This window comes from Agrococcus sp. SGAir0287 (assembly GCF_005484985.1).
Taxonomy (GTDB): domain Bacteria; phylum Actinomycetota; class Actinomycetes; order Actinomycetales; family Microbacteriaceae; genus Agrococcus.
Map to the genome: position 1 here is coordinate 2,273,443 of NZ_CP027942.1, position 23,736 is coordinate 2,297,178.

The window sequence follows — 23,736 nt, forward strand, 5'->3', positions numbered from 1 at the left end:
GGATGGCTGCGATGCGATGGACCGCGACGATGGACGCTCCTGCGCGCCACGACCTCTCGGGCGCCGCCGCCCGGCTGCGGTCGCTCGCCGAGCGGATGCTCCTGCGCGACGGCGTCGCGCGTCCCGCGCCCGCGATGGCGGGCGACGGCCTCGCCTGGGCCATCGCCGTGCCCCTCGCGATCTGGCTCCGGGAGGATCTCGCGGTCGGCGCCGTGCGACCGCTCGGCGTCCTCGGCGTCGTGGCGCTGCTCGTGCTGGCGCAGCTGCTGCTCGGCCACGCGCTCGGCCTCTACCGCGGGCGGCACGGATACGGCAGCCTCGAGGAGCTGACGACGCTCGTCGGCGTCGTCGCCGTCGCCCTCGTCGCGATCGGGCTGCCGACCATCGCGTTCGCCGCCGAGCTGCACCTGCCGCGCACCGCGGTCGTCATCGCAGGCCCCATCGCGCTGCTCGCGATGGGCAGCATGCGCTACGGCGTGCGGATCCTGCTCGAGAGCGGCCACCGACCCGCCCCCGCGGCCGAGCCGGCGCTCGTGCTCGGAGCGGGCTACGCGGGGACCCACCTCGTGCGTCGCATGCGCACCGACGAGCACTCGCCGCTGCGCGCCGTCGGCCTCGTCGACGACGACCCGCGGCTGCGCGGCGCCGTGCGCTGCGGCGTGCGCGTGCTCGGCACGCGCGCCGAGCTGGCTCGGATCGTGGCCGAGACGGGCGCCACGCGGCTCGTCGTCGCCATCGCGCGCGCCGACGCCGAGCTGCTCGGCGCCATCGAGGCGCAGACGAGCGCCCTCGGCCTCGAGGTGCTCGTCATGCCGCCCTTCGCGGACATGATGCGCGGCACGGCGCAGGTGACGGATCTGCGTCGGCTCAGCATCGAGGACATCGTCGGCCGACGCCCCATCGACACCGACGTCGAGCGCGTCGCGGGATGCGTCACCGGGCGTCGTGTGCTCGTGACGGGCGCGGGCGGATCGATCGGAGCCGAGCTGTGCAGGCAGCTCGCCCGCTGGGCGCCCGCGGAGCTCATCATGCTCGACCGCGACGAGTCGGCGCTGCAGGCCGTGCAGCTCGACGTGCACGGCAACGGCCTGCTCTCCACGCGCGACGTCGTGCTCGCCGACGTGCGCGACGCGGAGGCGATCGCCGACATCTTCGCCGACCGGCGCCCCGAGGTCGTGTTCCACGCCGCGGCGCTCAAGCACCTGCCGATGCTCGAGCAGTACCCCGACGAGGGGTGGAAGACGAACGTGCTCGGCACGCGCGCCGTGCTCGCCGCCGCGGAGGCCGTCGGCGTCGAGACGTTCGTGAACATCTCGACCGACAAGGCCGCGAACCCCACGAGCGTGCTCGGCCACTCGAAGCGGCTCGCCGAGCGACTCACGGCGGCGAGCGCCGCACGCGCCAGCGGGCGATTCCTGTCGGTGCGCTTCGGCAACGTGCTCGGCAGCCGCGGCTCGATGGTGCCCGTCTTCGCCGCGCTCATCGAGGCGGGCGGCCCCGTGACGGTGACGCATCCCGACGTCACGCGGTACTTCATGTCGATCCCGGAGGCGTGCCAGCTCGTCGTGCAAGCCGCGGCGATCGGCAGCCCCGGCGAGGTGCTCATCCTCGACATGGGCGAGCCCGTGCGCATCCTCGACGTCGCGCGCCGCATGATCGCCATGTCCGGCAAGGACGTCGACATCGTCTTCACGGGCCTGCGACCCCACGAGAAGCTGCACGAGGAGCTCGTCGGCCCCGACGAGCAGGGCGCGCGGCCGCTGCACCCCCTCATCACGCAGGCGCCCGTGCCGCCCCTCGAGCACACGGCGCTCGACAAGGAGGCGTGGGACGCGCGCTGGCGCCGGGCTGCCGCGAGCCCACGGGCGACGCAGTCGTCCGAGGCTCCGAGCATCGCGCCCATCACCGCCGACTGCCCGCCCATCCCCGCGCTCGCACCGTCCCGGCGCGACGCCCTCGACCGAACGGAGCGCGTGCGATGACCCGCGTCCTGCTGTCCGCCCCCGACGTCGGCATGCTCGAGGAGCGCGCGGTCGTCGCGGCCCTGCGCTCGGGATGGGTCGCACCGCTCGGCCCCGAGGTCGACGCGTTCGAGCGCGGGGTCGCGGCCCGCGTCGGGGTGGCGCACGGCGTCGCGCTCTCGTCGGGCACGGCGGCGCTGCACCTCGGGCTCCTCGCGCTCGGCGTCCGGCCTGGGGACCGCGTCGTGACGTCGTCGATGACGTTCGCCGCCACGGTCAACGCCATCGCCTACGTCGGCGCGCACCCGGTGCTCGTCGACGCCGACCCGTCGAGCGGCAACGTCGACGTCGGCCTCGTCGCCGAGGCGATGGCGACGCTCGAGCGCGAGGGCACGCCCGCCTCCGCGATCGTGCCGGTCGACCTCCTCGGCCGCGTCGCCGACCACGACGCGATCCGGACCATCGCCGAGCGCCACGGCGCCCGCATGCTCGTCGACGCGGCCGAGTCGCTCGGCTCGACGCGCGCCGGTCGCCCCGCCGGCTCCTTCGGCGACGCGTCCATCGTCTCGTTCAACGGCAACAAGGTCATGACGACGTCGGGTGGAGGCATGCTGCTCACCGACGACCGCGCGATCGCCGACCGCGTGCGCCACCTGTCGACGCAGGCGAGGATGCCCGTCGAGCACTACGAGCACGAGGAGGTCGGCTACAACTACCGGCTGTCGAACGTGCTGGCCGCGCTCGGCCGGGCGCAGCTGGCTCGGCTCGACGCGATGATCGCGCGCCGACGCGCGATCCGCGAGCGCTATCGCGCGCTCGTCGCCGGGCTGGACGGCGTCGAGCTGCTCGGCGACGCCATGGGCGACAACGCATGGCTGACCGCGATCGTCGTCGACGCGAGCCTCGCCCGCGTCGACGCCGCCGCCGTGCGACGCGTGCTCGACGAGCGCGGCATCGACACGAGGCCGCTGTGGAAGCCGATGCACCTGCAGCCGGCGTTCGCGCACGAGCGGGCGTTCGTCTCCGGCGCGAGCGAGCGGCTGTTCCGCACGGGCGTCGTGCTGCCGAGCGGCTCGTCGCTCGACGACGCGAGCGTCGACCGCGTGCTCGAGGCGCTGCGCGCCGCCATCGCTCCGCGCTCGTGCCGCAGGCCCATCGGCTCCGACTTCCCCATCGACGTCGGCGTCACGACCCGCACGCCGTCGCGGCGGCCGTGGACTCCCGCCACGCTCATGCTCGAGACGGGCAGGCAGGCGATCGCCGCGACGGCCATGGTGCTCGAGCGCTCGGGCGCGAGCCGCGTCGCGGTGCCCGCCTTCCTGTGCGAGAGCATCCTCGCGCCGTTCCGCGACCGCGGCTGGGAGATCCGCGACTACCCGGTGCACCACGACCTCTCCCCCGATCTCGCGGCCGCGCTGCGGATGGCGCAGGCGCGAGAGGTGGATGCGGTGCTCGTCATGCGCTACTTCGGTGCCGCGCCGACGTTCGCGGACCTCGGCGACGTCGCGGCGATGCGGGCGGAGGGCGTCGCGGTCATCGCCGACGAGACGCACCTGCCCTTCACGATGAACCAGTGGGGCGCGGACTTCGCGTACGCGAGCCTGCGCAAGGTGCTGCCGACGACCGACGGCGCCTACCTGCACATGCCCGACGACGTCGAGCCGCCCGTGCTGCGACGCGCGCGGGAGACGGGCAGGTACGCCGCCATGGCGTCCTTCGACGTGGAGCGCGGCGTCACCCCGCACTCGCGCATCATGCTCGACGCCTCCAAGGCCCTCCTCGAGCGCGACTGGGCGCCCCGACGCATGAGCAGGCGGGGGCACGCCGTGCTCGACGCGCTCGACCTCGGCGCGCTCGCGCAGCGGCGGATCGCGAACGCGCACGTGCTCGCTGCGGCGCTCGACGACGTCGGCATCGCGACGGCCGTGCCCGTCGGCTCCCTCGAGGTGCCCTCGCACCTGCCGGTGCGCGTCGCAGACCCCCTCGCGACGCAGTCGGCGCTCGCCCGCGCGGAGGTCTACTGCCCCATCCACTGGCCGCGACCGGCCGGGTTCGCGACCCAGGAGGCATGGCCGGACGACCTGCTGTCGCTGCCGGTCGACCATCGCTACGACGCGCAGGACATGCGGCGCATCGCACGCGAGCTCGCGCGGGTGCTGCGATGAGCGCCGCGCGCTACCTCGCGGCGCGGGGCGTGGCCGACCGCATCGTCGCCGGCGTCGGCCTCGTCGTCGCCTCCCCGGTCATGCTCGCCATCGCCCTCGCGATCCTCGCCTCGATGGGCAGGCCCGTGCTGTTCCGCCAGGAGCGCGTGGGGCTGCACGGGCGACGCTTCGCGATCGTGAAGTTCCGCACGCTCGTGCGCGACGCCGAGCGGCTCGGCGACGGCTACGTGCTGCCCGGCATGGACCTCGTGCCCCCGCTCGGTCGCGTGCTGCGCGCCTCGAGCCTCGACGAGCTGCCGCAGCTGTGGAACATCCTGCGCGGCGAGATGGCCTTCGTCGGGCCGCGCCCCACCGTCCCCGACCAGTACGAGCGCTATACGGCGCGCCAGCGCGGCCGCGTCTCGGTGCCGCAGGGCATCACCGGGCTCGCGCAGCTGCGCTACCGCGATGCCGCGCCGTGGTCGGTGCGCATCGAGTCGGACCTCGAGTACGTCGCCACGCTGAGCCTCGCGACGGACCTGCGGCTCCTCGCCGCGACCGCGGGCGCGGTGCTGCGTCGCGACGGGATCGTGCAGCACCAGACGCCCGAGGACATCGACGACCTCGGCGACGGCACCAGCGGCGCATCGCGCGGCGCGACGACCGAGGAGACGAGCCGATGACCGCCACCGCATCCGTCGCAGGCGCGGCGCGCCGGCTCCGCGTGCTCGTCGTGAGCCAGTACTACTGGCCGGAGCCCGCCTCCATCCCCACGCTGCTCGCCGAGGAGCTGCAGCGACGCGGCCACGAGGTGCGCGTGCTGACGACGTTCCCGAACTACCCCACGGGGCGGCTCCCCGAGGGTCAGCGGCAGCGGGCGCACGTCGTCGAGACGGTGCGGGGCGTGCGCGTGCATCGCGTGCCGATGCTGCTCGACCGCTCGGAGCGCACCCTGCGGCGCGCGGCGAGCTACGCGAGCTTCGCGCTCTCGAGCGCGCTGCGCGGCAGGCTCGGCATGTCCGCGGACGTCGTCTACGTCTACGCGACGCAGATGACGCCCGCGCTCGGCCCCGCGCTGTGGCGGCGACGCGGCGGACCGCCGTTCGTGCTGCACGTGCAGGACCTCTGGCCGGACTCGATCGTCGGCGCCTCGTTCGTCGGATCCGGGGCGGGGCACCTCATCGCGGGCGCGCTCGAGCCGCTGCTGCGCCGCGCGTACGCCCAGGCGTCCGCGACGATCGGCATCTCGCGGCCGATGGCGGCCACGCTCGTCGAGCGCGGCGCACCGCGCTCGCGCGTGCACGCCGTGTCGAACTGGGCGGAGGAGCGTCGGTCGCCCGCGCTCGAACGCCCCGCGCGCCGCGGCCGACGCTCGACGTCGTTCCTCTACGCGGGGAACCTCGGCGACGCGCAGCGACTCGACGAGGTGCTGCGCGCCGCGGCGATGGTCGACGGCGATCCGCGCTTCTCGCTCGACGTGTACGGCACCGGCACGGCGGAGGATCGGCTGCGAGCGCTCGCGACGCTGCTCGGCCTTCGCTCCGTGCGATTCCACGGACGCGTCGGAACCGATCGCATGGCCGAGATCTACCGCGACCACGACTTCCAGGTCGTGTCGCTCGCCGAGACCCCGGCGTTGCGCACGACCGTGCCGTCGAAGCTGCCCACGAGCCTCCTGCACGGCGTTCCGGTCGTCGCAGCCGTGCGGGGCGCGGCTGCGGACATCGTCGCGGAGCACGGCGCCGGCGTCGTCGCGCCCACCGTCGACGCGGAGGGCATCGCCGCCGCGTTCCGCGTCGCCATGGACCTCGGCGACGACGAGCGCGCGGCGATGTCGAGGCGCGCGCGGTCCGCGTACGAGCGCTCGATGTCGCTCGCCGCGGGCGTCGACGCCATCGAGGCGATCCTCCACGACGTCGTGCGCGAGGACGTCGGCAGACCTGGCGCGATGCACCGTCGCGCATCCCACCCATCCGGCATCGGCGGTCGCGGCAGCGGCCGCCCGGCACCACGAGAGCAGGCGAGGCAGCGATGACGACAGGACTCGAGGACGCGACGGTCCTCATCACGGGAGGCACGGGATCGTTCGGCAGGACGGTCGCGGCGAGGCTCCTGCGCGACGGCGTCGGCCAGGTGCGCATCCTCAGCCGCGACGAGGCCAAGCAGGACGACATGCGCCACGCCATGCACGACCCGCGGCTGCGCTTCTACATCGGCGACGTCCGCGACGAGGGCAGCGTCGCGAGGGCGATGACCGGCGTCGACCACGTCTTCCACGCCGCGGCGCTCAAGCAGGTGCCCTCGTGCGAGTTCTTCCCCATGGAGGCGGTGCGCACGAACGTGCAGGGCAGCGAGAACGTCGTGCGGTGCGCCGACCGCGCCGGCGTGCGCTCGGCGGTGTTCCTCAGCACCGACAAGGCCGTCTACCCCGTGAACGCCATGGGCATGAGCAAGGCGCTCATGGAGAAGGTGGCCCGCTCGCACGGCCTCAACAACCCCACGACCACGACCACGATGGCGTGCGTGCGCTACGGCAACGTCATGTGCTCGCGCGGCAGCGTCATCCCGCTGTTCCTGTCGCAGATGCGCGCCCGCAAGCCCATCACGATCACGAACCCGCACATGACGCGGTTCATGATGTCGCTCGCCGACTCGGTCGACCTCGTGGAGTTCGCATTCCACCACGCGCGGCAGGGGGACCTGTTCATCCGCAAGGCGCAGGCGTGCACGATCCAGGACCTCGCGACGGCGATGCTGCGGCTGTTCCGCTCCGACTCGCAGATCGAGATCATCGGCACGCGCCACGCGGAGAAGGTGTCCGAGGCGCTCGCGAGCCGCGAGGAGCTGTCGAAGGCGATCGACATGGGCGACTACTTCCGCATCCCGCTCGACTCCCGCGGGCTCGACTACGAGCTCTACGTCCACGAGGGCGACGCGAGGCAGGCCGAGTTCCTCGACTACGACTCGCACACGGTGCCGCGCATGACCGTGTCCGAGGTCGAGGAGCTGCTGCTCACGCTGCCCGAGATCCGCGCCGAGCTCGCGCAGGCGGGCCTCGCGCGCACGCACGCGTGATGCGCGTCGCCGTCACGGGCGCCGGCGGCTTCCTCGGCCTCCACGTGCGCGCCGCCCTCCGCGAGGCGGGCGCGACCGCGATGCCCGTCTCGCTGGGCGATCGGCTCGACGAGGCTGCCGCCGTCGCCGCCGTCGACGGCGCGGATGCCGTGCTGCACCTCGCGGGCGTGCATCGTGCGCCCGACGAGGAGGTGCACGAGGGCAACGCGCTGCTCGCCGACCAGCTGCGCGACGTGCTGCTGGCCGTGCGCACCCCGCCCGCCACCATCGGCTACGCCAGCACGACCCAGGTCGGCAACGGCACGGCGTACGGCGAGGCGAAGGAGCGCGCCGGCGACGTGCTGCGCGAGGCGGCGACGTCGATCGGCGCGCGCTTCGTCGAGCACCGGCTGCCCAACCTCTTCGGCGAGCACGGCCGGCCCTTCGCGAACTCGGTCACGGCGACGTTCTGCCACCTGCTCGCGACCGGCGGGCGACCCGAGGTGCACGAGGATCGCACGCTCGAGCTCCTGCACGCGCAGGACGCGGCGGACCTGCTGCTCGGGGACGACGCGGCCCGCGAGCGCGCGCACCGCGAGAGCGTCGCCGGGCTGCTCGCCCGGCTCGAGCGCATCGCGAGCGCCTACGACGCCGGCGACGTGCCCGACATCGGCGAGCGGCTCGACCGCGACCTGTTCAACACCTACCGCTCCCACCTCGTGACGCGGCGACCGGCGATCCCGCTCACGAGCCGCACCGACGCGCGCGGCACGTTCGTCGAGCTCGTGCGCGCTCGCGGCGGCAGCGGTCAGGCGTCGTCGTCGACGACCGCGCCCGGCGTGACGCGCGGCGACCACTTCCATCGCCGCAAGTTCGAGCGCTTCGCGGTCGTCTCCGGTCGCGCCGTCATCCGGCTGCGCCGCATCCTCACGACCGACGTCGTCGAGATCCCCGTCGACGGCGACGCGCCCGTCGCCGTCGACATGCCGACGCTCTGGAGCCACAGCATCGAGAACGTCGGCGACGTGCCGCTGCACACGTCGTTCTGGACCGACGACCTCTTCGATCCGACGCGTCCCGACACGATCGCCGAGCCGGTGCTGGCATGAGCGCGCGCCTGAAGGTCATGACGGTCGTGGGCACGAGGCCCGAGATCATCCGCCTCGCCGCGACGATGCGGCTGCTCGACCGGCTCGTCGACCACGTCGTGGTGCACACGGGCCAGAACTACGACTACGAGCTCAACGAGCTGCTCTTCGAGGACCTCGAGCTGCGTCGGCCCGACCGCTTCCTCGCAGCCGACACGTCGTCGCTCGGCGCCGCGCTCGGCACGATCCTCGCCCGCGTCGAGACGGCGATCGCCGAGGAGCGGCCGGATGCGATGCTCGTGCTCGGCGACACGAACAGCTGCATCGCCGCGGTCATGGGCAGGCGGATGCGCGTGCCGGTCTTCCACATGGAGGCGGGCAATCGAGCGTTCGACGAGAACGTGCCCGAGGAGACGAATCGCCGGCTCGTCGACCACGTCGCCGACTACAACCTCGCCTACACGGAGCACGCGCGGCGCAACCTCCTCGCCGAGGGGCTGCATCCCTCCCGCGTCGTCGTCACCGGCTCGCCGATGCGCGAGGTGCTCGCGCAGAGCCGCGAGCGCATCGAGGCGAGCGACGTGCTCGAGCGGCAGGGGCTCGCGAGGCACGGCTACCTGCTGGTGAGCCTGCACCGCGAGGAGACCGTCGACGATCCGGTGCGGCTCGAGCGCGCGCTGCGGGCGCTCGACGCGCTCGGCGCCGAGCACGATGCGCCCGTGCTCGTGTCGACGCATCCGCGCACGCGCAGGCGCCTCGCCGAGCAGGCGCCCGAGCTGCTGCGACGGCTCACGCTGCACGCGCCCTTCGGCTTCCACGACTACGTCGCGCTGCAGCGCTCGGCCCTCGTCGTGCTGTCGGACAGCGGCACGATCGCGGAGGAGTCGAGCATCCTCGGCTTCCCCGCCGTGACGCTGCGCGACGCGATCGAGCGGCCGGAGGCGCTCGACGTCGGCGCGATCGTGACGAGCGGCGTCGATCCCGAGGGCGTCGTCGAGGCGGTGCGCGCGACGCTCGCGCTGCACGCGGCGATGGGCCCGCCGACCGCGCCGGTCGACTACGCACCCGACGACGTCTCGCGGCGCGTCGCCTCGTTCATCCTCTCCAGCACGCGATCCCACCGGGAGCGCGCCGGGCTGCGGCGGTGAGCGCGACGCGGATCCGGGCGCGCGCCCCCGCGGCGCGCGCCATCGGCACGACGCTCGTCGATCAGGCCGCCTCGAGCGGCGCGAACCTGCTCGTCGTCGTCGCGATCGCGGGGCGGCTCTCGCCCGAGGCGTTCGGCGGCTTCGCGATCGCGTTCGCGGGGCTCGTGCTCGTGCTCGCGTGCTGCCGTGCCTGGCTGGGGCTGCCGCTCGCGCTGTCGCGAGGGGCGGATGCGCACGAGCGCCGGCGACTGCTCGGCGGCGCGTGCCTCCTCGTCGCGGCGGCGTCGCCGCTCGTCGTGCTCGGGATCGGCGTCGTGCTGCCCGCGGTGCTGGCTGCGACCGGCCAGGCCGCGTCGCGGACGACCTTCGTCGTCGTCGGCGTCGCGGCGGTGCTCGCCTGCGTGCAGGACCTCACGCGCTACGCCGCCGTCGCAGCCGACCGGCCCGCCCGTGCGCTCGCATCCGACCTCGTCTGGCTCGTCGGCGTCGCCGCCCTGCTCGTGGCACCCGCATCGCTCGCGGAGTGGAGCGCGCTCGTGTGGTGGGCGGGCATCGTCGCGGCGAGCGCGGCGACCGGCCTCGCGCTGACGCGCCCCGTCGCGTCTCTGCGCCATGCGCGGAGGCTCGTCGTGCGCGGCGGCGGCGCTCGCGGCGGCTCCACGGTCGTCGCGCTCGTCGCCTCGGGCACCGCCCTCGCCCTGTCGACGCTCGTCGCGGCGGGCTTCGGCGCCGCCGCGAGCGGCGCGTTGCTCGGCGCCGGCTCGCTGCTCGGCCCCGTCAACCTGCTGCTGGCGCTCCTCGACCTCGCGGTGCTCGGTCGCCTCGTGGCGCTGCCGCCGCCGCGTCGCGCGCGGCTGCTCGCGGTGGTCCTCGCATCGCTCCTCGTCGTGCAGGCGGCGTGGACGGCGCTGCTGCTCGCGCTGCCGGAGGCGCTCGGCGAGGCCCTGCTGGGCTCCACCTGGCACGGCGCCCACGCGATCCTCGCCCTCGTGAGCGCGGAGTACGCCCTCGCCGCTGCCGTCTCCGTCGTCACGCTCGAGCTCAAGGTGCGCGACGTCGGCGGCGCGATGGTCGCTGCGCGCCTCGCCGCGTGCGTCGTCGTGCTCGGCAGCACCGCCGCGCTCGCGCTCGTCGCCGCGCCATTCGTCCTCGTGCCGCTCGCGATGCTCGGCGGCACCCTCGCAGCGCTCGCGATCGTCGTCGGCGCGGCATGGCGCAGCCCGGCGCCCGTCGATCGGCCGGCGGCGCCGTGAGCGCGGCGACGCGCGTGCGGCTGCGGGTGCTCGTGAGCGCCCCGCTCTTCCCACCCGCCTTCCGGGGCGGCGGCCCCATCCGCACGCTCGCCGCGCTCGTGGACACCGCGCCCGACGACGTCCAGGTGGCCGTGGTGTGCGGCGATCGCGACCTCGGCGGCGACGAGCGGCTGCCCGTGCCGCGCCGCGCCTGGCTGCCGCAGGGCCGCGCACGCATCCACTACGTCGATCGCCGCCGCCCGGACGCCGTGCTGCGTGCGCTCGCGAGCGCGCCGCCGCCCGACCTCGTCTACGTCAACGGCCTGTTCGATCCGGTCTTCTCGATCCTCGTGCGCGGCTGGGCGCGGGCGCGGCGGCTGCCCGTGCTGCTCGCGCCGCGCGGCGAGCTCGCGCCCGCCGCGCTCGCGCTGCGCGCCGGCAGGAAGCGCGCGTTCCTCCGCCTCGCCGCCGCGGCCCGCCTCGACGAGGGCGTCGTGTGGCACGCCTCGACCGAGCGCGAGGCGCGCGACGTGCGCGCCGTGATGGGCGACGAGGCGACCGTCGTCGTCCGCGAGGACGACCACGCGCTGCCGCAGCGCGCGATGCGCTCGCACGCCGACGACGGCCCGCTGCGGCTCGCGTTCGTGAGCAGGCTCGTGCCCAACAAGGGCCTCGGGGTGCTGCTCGCGGCGCTCGCGCGGGTCGACGAGCCCTGGACCCTCGACGTGCACGGCATCGCCGAGGATGCCGAGCACGCCGCGCGCTGCCGCGCCCTCGCCGCGGCGCCCCCGCTGGCCGGTCGCGTGCGGATGCATGGCGCGCTCGAGCCGCACGCGGTGCGCGACGCCTTCGCCGGCCACGACCTCTTCGCCTTCCCGACGGCCTTCGAGAACTTCGGCCACGTGATCGCGGAGGCGCTGTCGGTGGGATGCCCCGTGCTCGCCGCCGACACGACCCCGTGGACCTCGCGACTCGCGGCGGGCGCGGGGGACGTCGTGGGCGGGCTCGATCCCGACGCGTGGGCCGAGCGCATCGCGGCGTGGGCTCGGCTGGGCGCCGCGGAGCGCACCCGGAGGCGCGCGCTCGCCGCCGACGCCTTCGACGCGTGGCGCGACGAGGCGGCACCGCACGTGCTCGCGATCCTGCGCGACCGGCTCGCGCGCGGCTGACGACGCCTCAGCGTCCGGTGCCGCCCGCGCGCTCCCGCTTCGAGCGTCGCGGCCGCGGCGTGCGCGGCGCCCGCGGTGCCGTCGCCTCCGCGTCGGGGGCGTTCGCCCGCTCGGCGGCGTCGCCACCGGGATCGCCGTCGGCGTCGCCGTCGAGCCGTGCCTGCAGCGCGCCGGCATCGTCGTCGCCCTGCTCCTGACGCCGCGCGGCGCGCGCCGCGCGAGCGTCCCGCGTCGCGGCGACGTGCATCGCGGCGTGCTCGTCGTCGAGCGGAGCGCCCGGGCCGTAGCCGTAGCCGTACGCGTAGGCATGCCCGTCGGTCGTCGGCAGCCGCGTCAGCAGCACGCCGGCGACGCGGACGTCGACCGTGCCGAGGCGTGCGAGGGCCCCGTCGAGCTGGCCGCGCGTCGTCGACCCCGCGGCGACGACGACGATCGCGCCCGACGTGCGCGTCGCGAGCACCGCGGCGTCCGTCACGGGCAGCAGCGGCGGCGCGTCGACGAGGATCCAGTCGTACTCGCCCTCGAGCCTGCGCAGCAACGACTCCATGGCGCGGGAGCCCAGCAGCTCGCTGGGATTGGGGGGCACGCGGCCGGCGGGCAGCACGAAGAGCCCCGTGCCGCCCCAGTCCTGCACGGCGTCGTCGACCTCCGCGTCCCCGATGAGCACCGTCGTGAGGCCGACGCGGCCCTCGATGCCCAGCACGTCCGCGACGCGCGGCTTGCGCAGGTCGGCGTCGACGAGCAGCACGGTCTGGCCCGACTGCGCGAGGGCGATCGCGAGGTTCGCCGTCGCGGTCGTCTTCCCCTCCCCCGCGACGGACGACGTCACGACGAAGGTGCGCTGGCCGCCCTCGACCTCGACGAACAGCAGGTTCGTGCGCAGCGATCGGTACGCCTCGGCGCGGAAGTCGTGCGGGGCGTCGTGCACGACGAGCGGACGATCGGCAGCGCGCGCGTCGTACGCGATGGTGCCGATCACGGGGTGATGGGTCGCGAGCTCGACGTCGTGCGGCGAGCGGATGCGCGTGTCGAGCACGTCGCGCAGCACCGCGACGGCCGTCGCGAGCGCGAGCGCGAGCAGGCCGCCGAGCACGAGGTTCAGCACCCACCTCGGGCTGCTCGCCGACTCCGGGGGACGCGCCTCCTCGACGGTCGTGAGACGCACGGGGCTCGCCTGCGTCGAGGTGCCCTCGACGTCGGCGACGACGCCTGCGAGGCTCGTCGCCGTCGCGTTCGCGATCGCGGCCGCGCGATCCGGGTCATCGTCGGTCGCGACGATCTGGATGATCGTGGTGTCCGGGATGGGCGCCGCCGAGATGCGCCTGGCGAGCTCGCGGGCATCCACGTCGAGCCCGAGCTCGCCGATCACCCCGTCGAGCACGCGCTCGCTGCTCGCGAGCTCGGCGTAGGTCAGCACGCGCGAGAGCGTGTAGGCGTTGCTCTGCGCGAGGTCGCTGCTCGTCTCTCCCGTCTGGGTCGAGACGAAGACCTGCGTCGCCGACTCGTACGACGGCGCCTGCAGCGCCGACACGCCGGCAGCGCCCCCCACGCCGACGACGCCTGCGGCGACGATGGGGATCCATCGTCGACGCAGGATCCTCACGAGATCCGTCAGCTCCATGCGCATCCCCCTTGGTCGAGCCGCACGCGCGGCGTCCGTCGTACGCGGCTCATGGCGCCGCCGACTCCTGCGCGGACGGCGTGGACGCCCCGAGCGCGAGCAGTCGCTCGGCGATGCGATCGCTGGCGGACGCCACGAGGTCGGCGACCCCGCGGTGCACCTCCGCCGAACCTCGGTACGGGTCGGGCAGGTCGATCGCGAGGCCGCGCGCCGCGGGCCCCCGCGCACGCGCCGCCGCGCGCACCACCTGCGTCAGCCTGTCCCGCGCGACCGGCGGCGCAGGGGTCGCGACGTCGCCCGCGTCGAGCTGCGCGAGCGTCGCGTCGAGCTCGAGCAGCGTGAAGGTGCGCGACGCGGCGGCGGGCGCGAGCTCGGCGACCACCGCGCGCTGCCGCCGCGTCGCGACGATCACGAGATCGCTCGTCATCACCTCGTCCAGCCTCAGCGCACGCGCGGCATGCCCGGCGACGTCGACGCCGAGACGCCCAGCCTCCCGAGCGACCGCGGGGTCGACCGGCTCGCCCTCGCGCGGCTGCAGCCCGGCGCTCGCGACGGCGATCGCGTCCGTGCCCTGGGCGAGCCGCGCGCGGAGCACCGCGGCCGCGAGCGGCGATCGGCACACGTTGCCCGTGCACACGACGAGGATGCGGAACGGCCCTTCGTCACGTGCGTCCCGCGGGCTGCTGGGCAGCGGCATGCGCCGATGGTAGGCGTGCGCGTCGCAGCACGTCCCCCTCGAGATGAGGGCTCCTCAGCCCCTGGGGGACGCGTCGGGACTACGGGCGATCGTCGAGCGTCGCCACGAACGCACGCAGCCAGGCGCGGAACTCGGCACCGAGGTCCTCGCGCTCGCTCGCGAGCGTCACGGTCGCCTCGAGCAGACCCTGCCGGTCGCCCGTGTCGAAGCGTCGACCGCGGAAGACGACGCCGAGCAGCCCGTGCGCCTCGTCGGCGGCGGCCACGCGGAGCGCGTCCGTGAGCTGGATCTCGCCGCCGACGCCCGGCTGCGTGTCCTCGAGCACGTCGAAGATCTCCGGACGCAGCACGTACCGGCCGATGACGGCGAGGTTCGACGGTGCGGTGCCGGGCGCCGGCTTCTCGACGAGGCCGCGCACGCGCACGACGTCCTCCGCATCCGTCGCCTCGACCGTCGCGACGCCGTAGCGATGCGCCTGGTCCGGCTCGACCTCCATGAGTGCGACGACGCTCATGCCGTGGATGGCGTGCACCTCGAGCATGCGCTGCAGCAGCGGCGTCGCGGCGTCGATGATGTCGTCGCCGAGCAGCACGGCGAACGACTGCCCGCCGACGTGCGAGCGCGCGCGCAGCACCGCGTGGCCGAGGCCGAGCGGATCGCCCTGGCGCACGTAGTGCATCTGGGCGAGGCCCGTCGACTGCCGCACCTCCGCGAGCCGGTCGACGTCGCCCTTGGCGATGAGCGTCGCCTCGAGCTCGGTGGCGCGGTCGAAGTGGTTCTCGAGCGCGTTCTTGTTGCGTCCGGTGACCATGAGCACGTCGTGCAGCCCGGCCTCGACCGCCTCCGTCACGACGTACTGGATCGCCGGCCGGTCGACGACCGGCAGCATCTCCTTCGGCAGGGCCTTCGTCGCCGGCAGGAACCTGGTGCCGAGGCCGGCTGCAGGGAGGACGGCCTTGGTCACGCGGTGCATGGCCGCATCGTATCCACCCGGCATGACGCGCCCGTGCCGCATCGCCACCGGGGCGGCACGACGAAGGCCCCCGCATCGCGGAGGCCTTCGGATGGTGGACCCGGGGGGAATCGAACCCCCGACCTTCTCATTGCGAACGAGACGCGCTACCAACTGCGCCACGGGCCCGGACCATGGACGAGCATAGCCCCAGATGCGGGCGACGACGAAATCGCCCGCGGGTCGTCAGCCGACGCGGCGTCGGAACGCGGCGGCGACGTCGAAGCCGGCCTCGTCGTCGTCGACGCGCCCCATGGCGGCGAAGCGCGACGGCGGCGCGGGGACGGGCACGTGCGCCGGCTCGGCGGCCGCGGCGGCGAGGCGCTCGGGCTCGGCCGTCGTCGACGCGGCGACGACGCTCCCAGTGCGCTCCTCGACCTCGACCTCGCCGGTGACGAGCTGCTCGAACGACGCGCCGATCGGGGTGATCGTCGCGCCCTCGCCCTCCGCGACGATCCGCCTGGCATGGTCGCGCAGCACGTCGATCGGCGCACGGCCGGGGCGCTGCGCCGGCACGGGCACCGGCGTCCACGCGCGGGACGCGAGCTCCGACTCGAGCGATGCCGCGGCGCGGCGCTCGTCGACGAGCGGCTCGTGCTCCATGGTCTGCGCGACGTCGCGGATCGTCGCGTTCGTGCGATTCACGGCGACGAGCCCGCCGACGGCGAGCGTCGCGACGACGCCGGCGAACGCGAGCAGCAGCGTCGCCTGCGGCAGCAGCGCGCCCGCGACGCCGACGGCGATCGACGCGACGAGCATGAGCGTGCAGGCCAGGCGCGTGCGACGCAGCCGCTGCCGGCGCGAGACGCTGCCCGCGACCGCCGCGCGCACCTCGCGCTCGACGCGCTTGATCTGCTCGTCGAGCTCGCGCGCCTTCGCGACCGCCTCCGCGCGCGCGATCGCCTGCTGCAGGCGCGCCTCCTTCGCCAGCACGCGCTGCTGCCTGGCGATCTCGCGCGCCGTCGCGGCGATCTCGACCTCGGGCGGCGCCTGCGCGGTCTCCGCCATGATGCGCAGCGTCTGCTGCAGGCGCACGGCGTTGCGCTCGGTCGCGAGGTACTCGCGGCGACGTACCCAGACGGGCACGAGGTACGCGATCCAGACGAGCGCGGCGAGCGCGAACACGACGGTGGTGCCGAGTCCCGCGAGCTGCATGCGACGACGGTACGACCGGCATGCGCGATGGGCCGCGCGCCGCGCCGCGCGTCGCGCACGCGACTCGATCAGCTCTGCTGCGGACCCACCGGCACGGGGTAGACGGAGCGGTCGAACGGCGGCACGCGACCGCCGCGCCAGCGCGCGAGCACCGTCTCGGCGAGCTCCTCGCGCACGAGCGCGAAGCACAGGTGGTCGCGCCAGTCGCCGTCGATGTGGATGTAGCGCACGCGCAGGCCCTCGTAGCGGAACCCCAGCTTCTCGACCACGCGCAGCGACGCGACGTTCTCGGGTCGGATGCAGATCTCCATCCGGTGCAGGCCGAGCCCCACCATGCAGTGGTCGGTCGCGAGCGCCACCGCCGTCGGCGTCACCCCGCGCCCAGCGAAGCGCTCCGACACCCAGTAGCCGAGCGTCGCGCTCGACAGCGCGCCGCCGGCGATGCCCGATACGTTCAGCTGCCCCGCGAGCTCGCCGTCGACCTCGATGACGAAGGGGATGCCCGTGCCCTCGCGCTCCGAGTCGAGCAGGCTGCGGATGCTCGAGCGCGTGTCGAACCGACCCGTCGGCGCGCGCCCCGGCAGCGTCGCCTCCCAGCGCTGCAGCCACGCCCGATTGTCGACGAGCTCGCGCTCGAGCGCACGCGCATCGCGCATCCGGATGCCGCGGATGACGACGCCGTCGTCCTCGAGCCGAGGCGTGCTGCCGATCACGCGCCCGAGCCTATGCCTACGATGGGCGGATGGTGGACGTGGTGGGCGAGAAGCGGGCGATCCGCGAGCGCGTGCGCGCATCCCGCCGCGCGCGCAGCGACGAGGAGCGTCGCGCCGACGACGCGGCGATCGCGGACGCCGCCATCGCGCTGCTCGAGGAGCTCGGCGCGCGCGACGTCGCCGCCTACCTCTCGCTGCCCGACGAGCCGGGCACGGATGCCATCCTCGCGTGGGCGCGCGACCACGGCGTCCGCGTGCTGCTGCCGATCGCACGACAGGACGGGCTGCTCGACTGGGCGGAGCAGGGCGAGGCGATCGTCGAGGGCGCGTTCGGGCTCCCGGAGCCGACCGGCGAGGTGCTGCCGCCCACCGTGCTGTGCGACGTCGACGTCATCCTCGCGCCCGCATCCGCCGTCGACGCGCGCGGCATGCGCATGGGATGGGGCCGCGGCTACTTCGACAAGGCGCTCGGCGCGCTCGGCCGCAGGCCGCCGGTGTACGCGCTCGTCCACGACGATGAGATCCTGGATGCCGTGCCCGCCGAGGCGCACGACCAGCCCGTCGACGGCATCCTCTCGCCGTCCGGCCGACGCACCTTCTGACAAGGACCACGCCATGCCCGTCTACGCCTACCAGTGCACCGCCTGCGGCACCGCCATCGAGGTGCGCCAGTCGTTCACCGACGACGCCCTCACCGTCTGCGAGACGTGCGGGGGCCGCCTGCGCAAGCGCTTCGACGCCATCGGCGTCACGTTCAAGGGCTCGGGCTTCTACCGCACCGACTCGCGCGCCGGCACGACGGGCGCCGCGAGCGGCGGCTCCGGCGGCGGCTCCGACTCGGGATCGTCCTCGAGCACGGCCAAGGAGGCGAAGCCGTCGTCGACGAGCAGCCCCTCCACCTCGTCGTCGAGCTCGACCGCCTCCAGCTGACACCGCGTCTACCGGACGCATCACGAAGGGACAGGCATCGTGCAGGGATTCAAGGAGTTCATCCTCCGCGGCAACGTCGTGGAGCTGGCGGTCGCGGTCGTCATCGGCACCGCGTTCACGAACATCGTGACCCAGATCGTCGAGGGGCTCATCAATCCGCTCATCGCGGCGATCGCCGGGCAGAGCGACTTCTCGGACGTCGAGCTCGGCATCTTCAAGATCGGCCTCGTCATCGGGGCGATCATCAACTTCCTCATCATCGCCGCGGTCGTCTACTTCGCCATGGTCATGCCGATGGCGAAGTTCAAGGAGCGTCAGGCGAAGCGCCGCGGCACGACGGAGGAGGCCGCGAAGGAGACCGACGTCGACGTGCTGCAGGACATCCGCGAGCTGCTGCGCCAGCAGGCGCGCACCGCGCCCCCGGCGACCACGCAGCAGTAGCCCGCCGCCGGCGACGCAGCAGCAGCTCGGCGCCGGCTGCGCATCGCACCAGTCGGTCGAGGAGCGCGAGCGAACGCGAGCACGCGTCACGAGACACGAGCCAGCGCCCGGGCTCCGCGCGTCAGGACGCCCGTCGCGGGCCGGTCAGCCGGCGTGCCACCCGAGCGCCGGCGCGACGTGCCGCGCGAACGACTCGACGATGCGCAGGTTCGCGGCGACGCCCAGCTGCGACGGGATGGTCAGCAGCAGCGTGTCCGACTCCATCACGGCGCGGTCGGCGCGCAGCTGCTCGATCAGCACGTCGGGCTCGGCGGCGTAGGTCTTGCCGAACGTCGAGCGGAAGCCGTCGATGACGCCGACCTGATCCCGGCCGGCGGCGCCGCCGAACATGAGGGCCTCCTGCTGCGACGTGATCGGGAAGATCGAGCGGCTCACCGACGTGCGTCCCTCCCCTGCGTGCCCGGCGGCCCGCCATGCCGCGCGGAAGGCGGCGAGCTGCTCCGCCTGCAGGTCGCCGAACGGCATGCCCCGATCCTCCGTCAGCAGGGTCGAGGACATGAGGTGCATGCCCTGGGTGCCGGTGCGGATCGCCGTCTCGGTCGACCCCGCGCCCCACCACACGTTGCCGCGCAGCGTCGGCGAGTGCGGCTCGATGCGCTGCCTGCCGCGGCCGCCGCCGAAGGGGCTGTCGGGGTCGCGCTCGGCGATCGGCTCGCCCTCGATGGCGGCGAGGAACGTCTCGAGGTGCCGCGCGGCGAGGTCGGCGCCGCGCTCGTCGTCACCGTGGTAGCCGAAGTGCTCGTAGCCGCGCACGACCGTCTCGGGGCTCCCGCGCGAGATGCCGAGCATGAGCCTGCCGCCGGCGATGAGATCGAGCGCCGCCGCCTCCTCCGCGAGGTAGAGCGGGTTCTCGTAGCGCATGTCGACGACGCCCGTGCCGACGTGGATGCGCTGCGTGCGCGCCGCGATCGCCGAGAGCAGGGGCATGGGTGCCGCGTGCTGGCGCGCGAAGTGATGCACGCGCATCGCCGTGACGTCGACGCCGAGCTCGTCCATGGCCACGGCGAGGTCGATCGCCTGCAGCAGGGTGTCCTGCGCGGTCAGCTCGCGGCCGCCGCCGAGGGGTCCGTAGTGGCCGAAGGAGAGGGTGCCGAAGCGTCGCACGACTCCAGCCTACTCCGGAATCCGTAGCGGTCGCCCACGTCCGCCGACGGCGTTCAGCCCCAGTGCGGCGGCCGGTCGCCGCGCAGGCGGTCGTCGTTCTCGGTCGACTGCCGCGGCTCGGGCGCCGGCTCGCGCGAGGCGCCGTCGACCGGTCCCGTCGACACGCGTCGGCCGCGGCGACGCACGACGAGCGGCTCGGTCGCCGCGTCCTCCACGAGCCCGTCCTCGCGGATGCGAGGCTCCTCGCCCGTGCTGGCCTCGCTCACGCGTCGGCGTCGGCGCCGACGAGCTCGGCGATGCGGCCAGCCACGGCGTCGGGATCGGTGAACAGCTCGAACGCGTGCACGCGCATGGTGTGCCAGCCGAGGCGTCGCAGGTGCTCCGGCCGCACGCGCAGGCTCTCCCGCAGCGGTCGGTCGTCGTCGTGGTCCGTCTCGATCGCGGCGCAGACGCCGCCGTTGGCGACGACGAGCGGCAGGCCGGCGTGGTCGACGGACGTCCGCAGGCCGCGCGCCTCGAGACGCCGCGCGAGATCGACGAGCAGCGGATCGCCGCCGCGCGTCGACCGCGTCACGTGCGGGCGCTCGGCCTCGAGCAGCACGTCGCGCAGCACCGCGGCGCCGTGCTCGAGCTGCTGGTCGTCGAGGTCGGACGCCTGGAACGCCGCCACGAGCGTCATCGCCTTGCGCGCGCGCGTCATGGCGACGGCGAGCATGCGGTCCCCGCCGGGCTGCGCGAGCCGGCCGAGGTCGATGGCGCGACCGTAGCGGGTCCGCGCGTAGCCCACGGAGAAGATGACGCGGTCGCGGCTCAGCGCGTTCGCGTGGGCGACGTCCGCGACGACGAAGGGCTCGTCGCGCTCGGCGACGACGAAGTCGGCGAAGGCGCCGGGCTGCCCGAGTGCCTGCACGACCGCCTGCTGCACGCGCACCTCGTGCCGCTCGTTGCCCGTCACGACCATGAGGGACTCGTGCGGGCGCGACCGCGCGTGGTGCGTGACGAGGGCGATGACGCGCTCGACCTCGGCATCGGGGCTCTCGACGAGCGCGGATCGCTGGTCGGGCAGGCCGAACGCGTCCTGCACGGTCGAGACCGTGAGGGATGCGTGGCCGAGGAACGTGCCCGCCCACGGCAGCGTCTCGATGGCGCCGTCGTAGAAGCGCCGCGAGACGGCCTCGATGAGGTCCGCGCCGCCGGTGCGGTACGTGCGCGTCAGGCGATGCACGGGCAGGACCTCGGCGAGGCGCGCGAGCGCCGACTCGCCGTGCAGCTCGTCGGGGCTGCCGAGCTCCATCGAGGGTCGGACGCCGAGGGCCGAGATGCCGACGTCGAAGGGCGACGGGATCTGCGTCGCCGGGTCGCCGATCGCGACGACCTGCGGCGCGCGCGTCATGGCTCCGACGACCTCGGCGAGCGTCACGGCGCCCGCGTCGAGCACGACGACGACGTCGAACGGGATGGAGCGGGCGATGCGGTGCACGTCGTAGGGGCTCGCGAGCCACACGGGCGCGATCGTCCGCGACACGTGCGGCGCTCGCCCCTGGAGGGTCGCCGGGTCGAGCCCGCCGCCGCGCAGCATCGAGCGGAGCGCCTCCGCCTCGTCGGGATGGTCGGCGATCGCGAGGCGCCACGACTGCGCGAGCTGCCACGCCAGTCGGGCAGCGGCGGCGTCGACGTGCGCCTCGTCGACCAGGGCGAAGTCCGACTCGAGCCGCTCGAGCACGGTCGTGTTGCCGCGCAGCAGCGCGCGCTCGCGCTGCAGCAGCAGCTCGAGCGCCGACTGCCACCACGCGAGGTCGAGCTCGTGCGCGACCTCGACGTGCTCGACGTGCCGCGTGGCGAGGTCGGCGACGAGCGGCTCGAGCTCGAGCTCGGCGAGCGTCGACATGAGCGCGGCACGCTCCTGGATGCTGTCGAGGGCCTCCGAGGGTGCCGCGAGCTCGTCGAGGCGCTCCTGCAGGGCGTCGAGCGGCAGGTCGACGAGGCTCGGCGCATCCGTGCCGACGAGCGCGGCGTCGATGCGCTCGAGCGCCGTCAGTGCGTCGCGGTGCAGCGCCTCGAGCGCGCCGAGGCCCGTCGGCACGCTCGGCACGGCACCGTCGGGCGCCCAGCGCGTCCACTGCTTGCGCTGGCGCTGCACGCCCTCGAGCGCCGCGTGGAGGTCGGGGATCGTCGCGCCGGCGCGCACGTACTCGAGCGCGTGCTTGCGCAGGCGTCGACGCTGCATGCCGCCGAGCGCGGCGTTGGCCTCGCGCCTGGGGCCCGTCGCGGTGATGAGCTCGCCGAGGGGCCGGTCGAAGACCGAGGGCACGAAGCGGTCGAGCGTGTCGCGGATGTCGGCGAGGAGCCGCAGCTGCCCGCCGAGCTCGGCGACGGAGGCGAAGGGGCGCAGCTTCGTGCCGCCGAGCACCGTGCGGCCCTCGGCGACGAGCGCGGCGAGCGCGCCGTGCGCGAGCCGCTCGGCGTCGGCGCGCGCGGCGGCGGCGTCGCCGTCGTTCGTGAAGTTGGCGCCGTACCAGGGCGTGTCCTCCGGACCGAATCGGAACTGCCCGAGCTCGGCGGCCTGCACCATCGTCGCCGCGGTGCGCGGGCGGTCCTGCGCGAGCCGGCGCACGGTGTCCGCGGACAGGCGCGCCTGCGTCTGCGGCGGCGTCGGCAGCATCGCCAGGCGCGAGAGCTCCTTCAAGCAGTCGAGCACCGAGACGCCGAGGTCGTCGTCGACGCGTCGCAGCGCGCCGCGGTAGTCGAGCAGCACCTTGCGCAGCCGCTCGAGCGCGTCGTCGATCTCGGTCGTGTCCGGCCGCTCGGCCTGCTCGCTGCGCGTGATGGCGGCGATGAGGTCGCGGCGCAGCGTCTGCGTGCGCACGGCGAGGCCCGGAAGTCCCGTCGCGGCGAGCCGGTCGACGATGCCCTGCGTCGTCGCGCGCCGCGGGCTCACGACGAGCACGCGGCGATCCTCGTCGACGAGCGCGCCGATCGCGTTGACGACCGTCTGCGTCACGCCCGAGCCGGGCAGCGCCTCGACGACGATGGAGTTGCCCGCGACGATCTCGCCGACCACCGCATCCTGCTCGGCATCCGCGTCGAGCACGAGCCGGTCCGCCTGCGGCGCGCGCTCGTCGAGCGGCAGCCGCGACACGGCCGAGCGTCCCTCGCGCAGCCGCCAGCGGGCGGCCTCGTCGCCGGCGACGGCGTCGAGCACCGTGTGCGGCATGGGGCGGAGGTCGGTGGCCATGGCGGGGCCGACCTCGGCGAAGGTCGACACGACGAGGCGCGGCAGCACCTGGAACCCGGGCACGTGCGCCGAGGCGAGGCGGATGCGGTCGAGCACGGGGTTCGGCGTGAAGGTGCCCTCGTGGTCGGCGAGGGCGACGAGCGCGTGCTCGTCGAGCTCGACGCCGTGCTCGGTGCGCAGCACGTGCGCGAGGCGCGGGTTGAGGAACGGCCTGCCCTGCAGCTGCAGCTCGAAGTCGCGACCGCGCCGCCGCACGACGAGAGGGCGCAGCAGCACGGGGCCGTGGATCTCGCCGTGCTCGGAGGCGAAGCGAGCGATCCCGATGCCGAGGTGCACGGCGTCGATGCTGCGCGAGGCGGCGAGGTCGATGCCCTTCGACGCGATGGCCGCCGCTGCGTTGCGAGCGGCGCGCAGCGCGAGGTCGTCGCGGATGAGGCTCGACAGCGCCGTGGGCCGCCCCGTGATGAACTGGGCGAGGCCGCCGGGGTGCGTCGTCGAGAGCTCGATGCGCGTGGCGGTGGTGTCGACGAACGACGCCAGCGGCGAGCGGCCGCCGATGCGCTCGACCTCGAGGCGCCACGACTGCCAGTCGCGGCGGCGCGCGCCCTGTCCCGTCGGCGGCGCGGCCTCGCTCGGCGCTACGCCCGCGGTCGGCTGCTCGGCCGCGTCCTCGGCGGTCGCGGTGGCGGTCACGGGTGCGGCCACGGGAGCCGCTGCCGGCGCGGGGGCGGAGGCTCCGACCAGCTCGTCCCCGGCGTGCTGCGGCGCGGGCGCCGGCGCGTCGGCGTCGACGCGCACGTCGTCGTCCGCCAGGACGGCGTCCTGCTCGGTCGTCCAGAAGGGCTGCTCGGCGTGCGCTGCGCGGTCGGCGGCGTCGTCGCCGCGCCCGCTCGCATCCTGGTTCTCTCGCCGCACGTCCTCACGATAGGAGCGCCGAGCCTCCGATCCGCGGCATGCGCCCGGGGTGTCGAT

20 protein-coding genes and 1 tRNA gene are annotated in these 23,736 nt (G+C 74.7%); 12 read left to right on the forward strand and 9 right to left on the reverse strand.

Annotation, left to right across the window (positions count from 1 at the left end):
* Window positions 1-2 precede the first annotated feature (2 nt).
* The 9 genes from C1N71_RS10830 to C1N71_RS10870 are packed head-to-tail and all read left to right on the forward strand — an operon-like array spanning window position 3 to window position 11,796.
* Entirely contained in the window at window positions 3-1,982 is a 1,980-nt protein-coding gene (locus C1N71_RS10830; protein ID WP_137756411.1) for a polysaccharide biosynthesis protein, read from the forward strand.
* Window positions 1,979-4,126, forward strand: coding sequence for an aminotransferase class I/II-fold pyridoxal phosphate-dependent enzyme (locus tag C1N71_RS15515; RefSeq protein ID WP_217495990.1), 2,148 nt, complete (start codon window positions 1,979-1,981; stop codon window positions 4,124-4,126). The genes C1N71_RS10830 and C1N71_RS15515 overlap by 4 nt, the downstream gene beginning before the upstream one ends.
* Window positions 4,123-4,788: a sugar transferase gene (locus C1N71_RS10840; RefSeq protein WP_137756412.1), complete on the forward strand. Its 666-nt coding sequence runs from the start codon at window positions 4,123-4,125 to the stop codon at window positions 4,786-4,788. Before C1N71_RS15515 ends, C1N71_RS10840 begins: the two co-directional genes overlap by 4 nt.
* Window positions 4,785-6,140, forward strand: coding sequence for a glycosyltransferase family 4 protein (locus tag C1N71_RS10845; protein ID WP_137756413.1), 1,356 nt, complete (start codon window positions 4,785-4,787; stop codon window positions 6,138-6,140). The genes C1N71_RS10840 and C1N71_RS10845 overlap by 4 nt, the downstream gene beginning before the upstream one ends.
* Window positions 6,137-7,180, forward strand: a complete 1,044-nt coding sequence (locus C1N71_RS10850; RefSeq protein ID WP_137756414.1) for a polysaccharide biosynthesis protein — start codon at window positions 6,137-6,139, stop codon at window positions 7,178-7,180. The genes C1N71_RS10845 and C1N71_RS10850 overlap by 4 nt, the downstream gene beginning before the upstream one ends.
* The gene (locus C1N71_RS10855) at window positions 7,180-8,268 is read left to right on the forward strand and encodes a polysaccharide biosynthesis C-terminal domain-containing protein (protein WP_137756415.1); all 1,089 of its coding nucleotides are present in this window, start codon (window positions 7,180-7,182) and stop codon (window positions 8,266-8,268) included. The genes C1N71_RS10850 and C1N71_RS10855 overlap by 1 nt, the downstream gene beginning before the upstream one ends.
* Entirely contained in the window at window positions 8,265-9,395 is a 1,131-nt protein-coding gene (gene wecB, locus C1N71_RS10860) for a non-hydrolyzing UDP-N-acetylglucosamine 2-epimerase (RefSeq protein WP_137756416.1), read from the forward strand. The genes C1N71_RS10855 and wecB overlap by 4 nt, the downstream gene beginning before the upstream one ends.
* Window positions 9,392-10,648 (forward strand): hypothetical protein, encoded by a 1,257-nt coding sequence (locus C1N71_RS10865; RefSeq protein ID WP_137756417.1) that lies wholly within the window; start codon window positions 9,392-9,394, stop codon window positions 10,646-10,648. Before wecB ends, C1N71_RS10865 begins: the two co-directional genes overlap by 4 nt.
* Window positions 10,606-11,796, forward strand: a complete 1,191-nt coding sequence (locus C1N71_RS10870) for a glycosyltransferase family 4 protein (RefSeq protein WP_137756418.1) — start codon at window positions 10,606-10,608, stop codon at window positions 11,794-11,796. The genes C1N71_RS10865 and C1N71_RS10870 overlap by 43 nt, the downstream gene beginning before the upstream one ends.
* 7 nt (window positions 11,797-11,803) lie before the next feature.
* Here the strand turns inward: C1N71_RS10870 and C1N71_RS10875 are convergent, their stop codons facing one another.
* The 6 genes from C1N71_RS10875 to C1N71_RS10900 all read right to left on the reverse strand — a co-directional run bounded on the left by C1N71_RS10875 (window position 11,804) and on the right by C1N71_RS10900 (window position 16,937).
* Entirely contained in the window at window positions 11,804-13,417 is a 1,614-nt protein-coding gene (locus C1N71_RS10875) for a polysaccharide biosynthesis tyrosine autokinase (RefSeq protein ID WP_137756419.1), read from the reverse strand.
* A 49-nt stretch (window positions 13,418-13,466) separates the two neighbouring features.
* Window positions 13,467-14,114 (reverse strand): arsenate reductase/protein-tyrosine-phosphatase family protein, encoded by a 648-nt coding sequence (locus tag C1N71_RS10880; protein WP_137756420.1) that lies wholly within the window; start codon window positions 14,112-14,114, stop codon window positions 13,467-13,469.
* 79 nt (window positions 14,115-14,193) lie between these two features.
* A complete protein-coding gene (gene galU / locus C1N71_RS10885; RefSeq protein WP_175414190.1) occupies window positions 14,194-15,087 on the reverse strand; it encodes a UTP--glucose-1-phosphate uridylyltransferase GalU in 894 nt (297 codons plus the stop codon).
* A gap of 92 nt (window positions 15,088-15,179) precedes the next feature.
* A tRNA-Ala gene (locus C1N71_RS10890) sits at window positions 15,180-15,255 on the reverse strand.
* A gap of 57 nt (window positions 15,256-15,312) precedes the next feature.
* Window positions 15,313-16,281 (reverse strand): hypothetical protein, encoded by a 969-nt coding sequence (locus tag C1N71_RS10895; protein ID WP_137756422.1) that lies wholly within the window; start codon window positions 16,279-16,281, stop codon window positions 15,313-15,315.
* 68 nt (window positions 16,282-16,349) lie between these two features.
* Window positions 16,350-16,937, reverse strand: a complete 588-nt coding sequence (locus tag C1N71_RS10900) for a GNAT family N-acetyltransferase (RefSeq protein ID WP_254678165.1) — start codon at window positions 16,935-16,937, stop codon at window positions 16,350-16,352.
* An 86-nt stretch (window positions 16,938-17,023) separates the two neighbouring features.
* On the opposite strand from C1N71_RS10900, the gene C1N71_RS10905 reads away from it, so the two are divergent.
* Genes C1N71_RS10905 through mscL form a run of 3 tightly spaced genes read left to right on the forward strand, consistent with a single transcriptional unit; the run spans window position 17,024 to window position 18,365 of the window.
* On the forward strand, window positions 17,024-17,596 hold the full coding sequence (locus C1N71_RS10905; protein ID WP_137756424.1) for a 5-formyltetrahydrofolate cyclo-ligase: 573 nt from the start codon (window positions 17,024-17,026) through the stop codon (window positions 17,594-17,596).
* A gap of 13 nt (window positions 17,597-17,609) precedes the next feature.
* A complete protein-coding gene (locus C1N71_RS10910; RefSeq protein ID WP_137756425.1) occupies window positions 17,610-17,924 on the forward strand; it encodes an FmdB family zinc ribbon protein in 315 nt (104 codons plus the stop codon).
* A gap of 39 nt (window positions 17,925-17,963) precedes the next feature.
* Complete coding sequence (mscL, locus tag C1N71_RS10915) at window positions 17,964-18,365, forward strand: large conductance mechanosensitive channel protein MscL (RefSeq protein ID WP_368074096.1); 402 nt, start codon at window positions 17,964-17,966, stop codon at window positions 18,363-18,365.
* A gap of 144 nt (window positions 18,366-18,509) precedes the next feature.
* Here mscL and C1N71_RS10920 read toward each other — a convergent pair whose 3' ends face one another.
* The 3 genes from C1N71_RS10920 to C1N71_RS10930 are packed head-to-tail and all read right to left on the reverse strand — an operon-like array spanning window position 18,510 to window position 23,679.
* Complete coding sequence (locus C1N71_RS10920) at window positions 18,510-19,529, reverse strand: LLM class flavin-dependent oxidoreductase (protein WP_137756427.1); 1,020 nt, start codon at window positions 19,527-19,529, stop codon at window positions 18,510-18,512.
* 53 nt (window positions 19,530-19,582) lie between these two features.
* Window positions 19,583-19,795: a hypothetical protein gene (locus tag C1N71_RS10925; RefSeq protein ID WP_137756428.1), complete on the reverse strand. Its 213-nt coding sequence runs from the start codon at window positions 19,793-19,795 to the stop codon at window positions 19,583-19,585.
* Window positions 19,792-23,679 (reverse strand): DEAD/DEAH box helicase, encoded by a 3,888-nt coding sequence (locus tag C1N71_RS10930; RefSeq protein WP_137756429.1) that lies wholly within the window; start codon window positions 23,677-23,679, stop codon window positions 19,792-19,794. Before C1N71_RS10930 ends, C1N71_RS10925 begins: the two co-directional genes overlap by 4 nt.
* Between the last annotated feature and the right edge of the window lie 57 nt (window positions 23,680-23,736).

Coding starts and splice junctions, on each gene's coding strand:
- C1N71_RS10900 (WP_254678165.1), bottom strand. CDS start 16,937: ATGCGCGATGCGCGTGCGCTCGAGCGCGAGCTCGTCGACAATCGGGCG.
- galU (WP_175414190.1), bottom strand. CDS start 15,087: ATGCACCGCGTGACCAAGGCCGTCCTCCCTGCAGCCGGCCTCGGCACC.
- wecB (WP_137756416.1), top strand. CDS start 8,265: ATGAGCGCGCGCCTGAAGGTCATGACGGTCGTGGGCACGAGGCCCGAG.
- C1N71_RS15515 (WP_217495990.1), top strand. CDS start 1,979: ATGACCCGCGTCCTGCTGTCCGCCCCCGACGTCGGCATGCTCGAGGAG.
- C1N71_RS10840 (WP_137756412.1), top strand. CDS start 4,123: ATGAGCGCCGCGCGCTACCTCGCGGCGCGGGGCGTGGCCGACCGCATC.
- C1N71_RS10830 (WP_137756411.1), top strand. CDS start 3: ATGGCTGCGATGCGATGGACCGCGACGATGGACGCTCCTGCGCGCCAC.
- C1N71_RS10875 (WP_137756419.1), bottom strand. CDS start 13,417: ATGGAGCTGACGGATCTCGTGAGGATCCTGCGTCGACGATGGATCCCC.
- C1N71_RS10855 (WP_137756415.1), top strand. CDS start 7,180: ATGCGCGTCGCCGTCACGGGCGCCGGCGGCTTCCTCGGCCTCCACGTG.
- C1N71_RS10850 (WP_137756414.1), top strand. CDS start 6,137: ATGACGACAGGACTCGAGGACGCGACGGTCCTCATCACGGGAGGCACG.
- C1N71_RS10880 (WP_137756420.1), bottom strand. CDS start 14,114: ATGCCGCTGCCCAGCAGCCCGCGGGACGCACGTGACGAAGGGCCGTTC.
- C1N71_RS10910 (WP_137756425.1), top strand. CDS start 17,610: ATGCCCGTCTACGCCTACCAGTGCACCGCCTGCGGCACCGCCATCGAG.
- C1N71_RS10905 (WP_137756424.1), top strand. CDS start 17,024: ATGGTGGACGTGGTGGGCGAGAAGCGGGCGATCCGCGAGCGCGTGCGC.
- C1N71_RS10845 (WP_137756413.1), top strand. CDS start 4,785: ATGACCGCCACCGCATCCGTCGCAGGCGCGGCGCGCCGGCTCCGCGTG.
- C1N71_RS10895 (WP_137756422.1), bottom strand. CDS start 16,281: ATGCAGCTCGCGGGACTCGGCACCACCGTCGTGTTCGCGCTCGCCGCG.
- C1N71_RS10870 (WP_137756418.1), top strand. CDS start 10,606: ATGGCGCAGCCCGGCGCCCGTCGATCGGCCGGCGGCGCCGTGAGCGCG.